The 4538-nt window shown below is 61.9% G+C and carries 4 protein-coding genes; all 4 read left to right on the top strand.

All coding sequences use genetic code 11. The annotated features are described in order from the left end of the window. Positions 1 to 1320 (top strand): hypothetical protein (locus tag ABJK70_RS20695; protein WP_347258967.1); only part of this gene is annotated, 1320 nt, incomplete at its 5' end. 4 nt (positions 1321 to 1324) lie between these two features. Continuing rightward, positions 1325 to 2347: a MoxR family ATPase gene (locus tag ABJK70_RS20690; RefSeq protein ID WP_347258966.1), complete on the top strand. Its 1023-nt coding sequence runs from the start codon at positions 1325 to 1327 to the stop codon at positions 2345 to 2347. Then, positions 2329 to 3228, top strand: coding sequence for a DUF58 domain-containing protein (locus tag ABJK70_RS20685; RefSeq protein WP_347258965.1), 900 nt, complete (start codon positions 2329 to 2331; stop codon positions 3226 to 3228). Before ABJK70_RS20690 ends, ABJK70_RS20685 begins: the two co-directional genes overlap by 19 nt. Next, positions 3221 to 4538 (top strand): BatA domain-containing protein (locus ABJK70_RS20680; RefSeq protein ID WP_347258964.1); only part of this gene is annotated, 1318 nt, incomplete at its 3' end. The genes ABJK70_RS20685 and ABJK70_RS20680, both read left to right, overlap by 8 nt.

Raw genomic sequence — 4538 nt, 5'->3', positions numbered from 1 at the left:
CTGGCGGTTCGACAAGGTATGGCTCGGCTGGATCACCCATTAGCGCGTTTTTCACCCCGGTTTAGCGGTACGGGTCGGAAGATCGTAGGTCGGCAATCCATTGCCGACGCACAAGATCGGCAAGGGGCTTTGTCGGCAAAGGATTGCCGACCTACATTTGGGCTCCGCTACGCCGAATCGGAAAATGCACTAGTCGATTGCCCGAACCTTTCCGCGCTGCTTAAGACAACAGCCGCGCGGCTTCGGTGGTGCGGCGCGTGGAATCTGTTCCGAATCGGGTCATGGTGTTCCGCTGTGCTTATGGCTCTGGCAGGGGCCGTTCATCTCGGGCTACGTCCGCTGCCGCTTTCTGCGACGTTTGCGATTTCGTTACTGCCCGTACTGTTTCCTCCCGTGTTTTTCATGTGCTTTTCCCGTTCCGATTATCGGAAAGCCGCAAAACGACTGGACGAAACATTCGACGGCAAGAACCTGTTCATTACGAGCCTCGATCTTGCGCTCCAGGATTCCGTCGACCGGAGCCGCATGAGGTTTTATGTGCTCGAGCAAGCTGAATTGTCCGCCGCCTCCTGGAAACAACATCCCGAGCGACTGCCCCGCCTCGAGGCCTGGTCCAATGCCTGGATACCGCTCGGACTGGGGCTGGGCGGCTTTTTCGTGCTGTTTTCCGGGGGCGCGGACCGAACATTTCCGGTTGCGCCCGATGGGAGGACGCCCCTTGAACAAGTCGGACAATTCACGCCGGAAAAGCCGGTTTCGTTTTCCGAAAATCCCGATACCCACTCCAAGGTTTCGCAATTCGTTGCGGCGAGCAGTCTTCGTGAGGAAACGGAGCGAAATCCTCGACTAGCGCAGCCGCCGAAATCCCATACGAGCGAAACGCCGATTCGGAACGCCGCGAGTGCGAAAAACTCGGGACAGGAAACCGGGGGACGACAGTCCATAAGGTCCATGCCGTCGCCGGATCGATCCGGCGGGCAGTCGACGACATCGGATCACGTATCGCCCGATGATCGGGCCGCTCAAAAAACCTCTGCGGCGGGCGAGGGCTCGGATTTTTCGAGAACCTACGGCCGTAGCACGGAGCAAGCGGAACTCACGCTTCGTTGGACCGACCTCGAACGGGGCAAAGGCGAACACGCTTCGAACCGGCGCCGGGCGCTGAAGCACAGTTCGGTAACGCGGCCGGCATCGGGGGAGCTCGCACCGCCGTCCGGGGCGTCCAGACACGGAGAATCGCGAGCATTCGTTCCCTTGTCTCCGGCCATGCGCCGCTATTCGGACCGCTACTTTCAATTTTTGACGAAACACTCGGATTGACACCATGGCGCTATCGACTTCCCGTCGTGCGGACCCGGATATCGGAACGGCAATCAAGCATTTCCGGGATGATATGAATCGGCTGTGCGAATCCCTGGCCCGGGTCATCGTGGGCCAGGAAGCACTGATCCGGGATATGGTCAGCGCGATGCTGGCGGGCGGACACATTCTGCTCGAAGGCTATCCCGGCCTCGGCAAGACCCATCTGGCCAAGGGGCTGGCCTGCTGTATCGGGGTTCCCATGTCGCGGGTGCAATGCACGCCCGATCTGATGCCCGCCGATATCACCGGGAGCGAAGTTCTGCTGAGAGCCGAGGATGATCGCGAACACCGTCTGGAGTTCCGGCCGGGGCCGATCTTCGCGCCCATGGTACTGGTCGACGAGATCAATCGTGCGACTCCGAAGACGCAGGCGGCGCTGCTGGAAGCCATGCAGGAGCGGCAAGTGACCGCCGCCGGCAGAAGCCATCCTCTACCCGATCCGTTCTGGCTCATCGCCACCCAAAACCCGATCGAGATCGAAGGGACCTTTCCGCTTCCCGAGGCGCAAACCGATCGGTTTCTGTTCAAGTTGTCCGTTGGGTACCCGGCGGTGGACGCGATGCTCAGACTGATCGACATCTCCCTGGACGAAGAACCCACCGAAAACATGAACGCCGTGATCTCGCCTCAACGGATCAGCGAGATGATGGCCTTGTGCCGCGAAGTCGTGATCGCCGACGAGATGAAGCGGGCGGCGGTTTCCTTGGTACTCGCCACTCATCCCGAGCACGGTGCGGGCAGCGAGGAGGCGCGCCGTCATTTTCGTTACGGCGCGAGTCCGCGGGGCTTGCAGGCTCTCTTGCGGGCCGCGCGTGTCCGAGCTTTGCAAAGCGGACGCGGGCACGTGGCTGCGGACGATATCGCGAGCGTGGCGCTGCCGGCTTTGCGGCACCGCGTACTCCTCAACATCGAAAGCGAAATGGACGGTATCGCGATCGACTCTGCACTGGAGAGAGTGATCGGCTCATGGCGACGTTCGATCTAGATGAATGCTTTATCGATGAGCCGACCCTCCGCAGACTTGCATCCGTAGCCGGACATCTGTTCCGCGGCCGGGCGGCGGCTCTGCCCGGACGTCGTCCGCGGCGAAGCCCCACCGCATCCGGCAACGATTTTCTGGGCTATCGCGACTATCGGGCGGGCGACGATCTGCGAGCCCTCGATTGGCGCGCTTCGGCGCGCGCCTGGCATCCCCAGGTGAAACAATTCGGAAGCGAATGCTCGACGCGTTGGTTCATCTGCCTGGATCGCAGCGCGTCCATGCGTTTGCCGGAAAGCGGCAAGTGGGCGCTGGCCTCGCATCTGACGGCAGCTTTCGCCTATGTCTTGCTCCACGCGGGCAACCGGGTCGGTCTGATCGTCTTCAGCGGCGGAATCGATACGCTGTGCGCGTCCGGAAGCGGACGGGAACAATACACCCGGCTGCTGGACGTCGTGCGCCGCTGCCGCCCTCGAGAGGAGGGAGGCGGTTCGAATCTGGCCGCCTGCATCCCCGCCCTGCGCGCCGATGCTTCCGTGTTGGTGATCAGCGACTTGCTGACGGAGGACGGCATGCGGCCCGCCTTGGACCTTCTGCTGCGGCGCGGCCACGAAGTGCAGGTCGTGCAGACGCTCTCGGCCGAGGAATGCACGCTGCATCGGACCGGGCCGACGCTTATCCGGGACGTCGAAAACGGCGTCAGTCTGCCCGTCGATGCTTCGGAATCCGGCCGAGCCGCCGCCCAAACTAGCTTAAACCGGTTTAGAGAATCGTCGGACGCGTATTGCCGCCGACGCGGCATACCGTTCAGTTCGTGCGAGACCTCGCGGACCTGGGACCGATGGCTGATCGATCACATCGGAAAACTCGAGGCCTCGAATGATTGAGTGGTCCTCGCCCGGATGGCTCTGGGGCCTCGTCGTTCTGCCGCTGGTTTGGGCCTTGCACAAACTAAGGGCCAGACGCGGAGAACTTGCGGTGTCCGCCGTTTTTCTGTGGCGATTTGCGGCATCCGAAGAAACAACGGGAAGCCGCTGGAGTTCCGCCGATCCGGCGTGGCGCCGACGTGCTCTGATCCTTGCCCTGCTGATTCTCGCCGAGGCCGGAGCCCGCTGGACCGATTCGCGCTCTATCGAAATCTGGCTGGACGATTCCGTGAGCATGCTGGTCGACGAGGGTGAAGCGAAGCGCCACGAGATGGCCTTGCAGGTTTTGCGCGAAGCCCTGGAAGACTTGTCTCCCTTCCGGGCGGTCATTCATTCGTTGACGTATCCCGGCCGTTCCGTCCGTTTTGATTCCTTATCCGCGAACCGCTGGGAAGGGGAAGTCGACAGTTGGTTTCAAGATCCCGGACCGGGTGTCCAGATGCCTCTGGCGATGGAAATGGGTCCCGACGCCGTTCATTGGCTGGTCACCGATGGGGCCGATTCCGATGTAAATCGCTGGGCGGATACCGCGCCATTGAGTCGTATCGTGCAAGTGGGCAGGGCGCGCGACAACCTGGCGCTCACCGCTCTCGCTCTGCGGCCGTCGCTCAAGAGCGAGAACGGATTGAACGGCGTTCTGGAATTGGCGAACACGGGCGATGCGGAAGCCCGGCGGACGATCGAGCTTTACGTGGGCGAACATATGCTTCGAAGCTGGTCGGTGGTCGTATCGAGCGGAGGCACCGAAACGCTTGCATTCGATCTGCCGGACCCGGTCGACGGTCCGCTCATTGCGCGCAGCAAACCGGCCGATGCGCTCGCTTACGACGACGAATTGGCCCTGGCTTATACGCAAAGAGTTCGTGCACGACTTTTCGGCGCTTGCGGGCGTCACTTATCGACGGCCTTGAGCGTGCATCCCGCCCTGACGTTTCCATCGGGCGACGGAAACGATGTCGATCTCGCCGTCGTCTGCGGAAACAGCGAAGCCGGCGCGGGCCGAGCGCGGCTTCGTTTTCAACGAACGGGGCGTTCCCACACCCTCGGCAAACCGGTCCTGTGGACATCCGGGGCGCGAGAACTGAAACACGTGTTTCTCGACCACCGATGGCTACGCGCTTTTCCCGCCGGTGCGTTTGGCCCCGATTCCGGCAAGGCGCTCCTCGCTGCGGGATCGGAGTGGCTGATCGCCTCTAACGAAAATCCCAGTGAGATTGATGTTCGCCTCGACATGGAATTTCAGGCGTTCGCGGAACAGCCCGAATATCCCG

This window comes from Methylocaldum sp., from assembly GCF_039794385.1.
GTDB lineage: Bacteria > Pseudomonadota > Gammaproteobacteria > Methylococcales > Methylococcaceae > Methylocaldum.
This window is presented reverse-complemented; position numbering and strand designations above follow the sequence as displayed.

Excerpts from the sequence above, each read along its gene's own strand:
- ABJK70_RS20690 (WP_347258966.1), top strand. The coding sequence starts at position 1,325 with ATGGCGCTATCGACTTCCCGTCGTGCGGACCCGGATATCGGAACGGCA.
- ABJK70_RS20685 (WP_347258965.1), top strand. The coding sequence starts at position 2,329 with ATGGCGACGTTCGATCTAGATGAATGCTTTATCGATGAGCCGACCCTC.